This window comes from Catenibacterium sp. UBA627 (assembly GCF_002299355.1).
GTDB classification, from domain to species: Bacteria; Bacillota_I; Bacilli_A; order Erysipelotrichales; family Coprobacillaceae; genus Catenibacterium; species Catenibacterium mitsuoka.
In genome coordinates, this window is record NZ_DBPF01000129.1 from 8261 (window position 1) to 8552 (window position 292).

Consider the following 292-nt stretch of genomic DNA (forward strand, 5'->3'; position numbering starts at 1 on the left):
TACTGGTAGACCTTTAATTACAAGTCATATTCCAGGTTGTCAGGAAGCAGTGGATGATAAGGTGACAGGATACTTAACAGAAGTTAAGAATCCTGATGATTTATATGAAAAGATGAAAGATATGTTACATCTCACTTCTAGTCAAAGAGAAGAAATGGGAAAACAGGGTAGAAGTAAGATGGAACGTGAGTTTGATAAGAAACAAGTAGTAAAAGAAACAATAGATGCATTAAAGCTTTAATAAGGGGGAAAATGAATGGTACTAAGAAACTATTGGATGTTACTTATATGG

Annotated in this window: 1 protein-coding gene; it reads left to right on the plus strand. The window is 33.6% G+C overall.

Annotation, left to right across the window (positions count from 1 at the left end):
- Positions 1 to 241: glycosyltransferase (locus tag B2S90_RS08820; RefSeq protein ID WP_286696908.1), on the plus strand; the 241-nt coding region annotated here is incomplete at its 5' end.
- Positions 242 to 292: the final 51 nt, after the last annotated feature.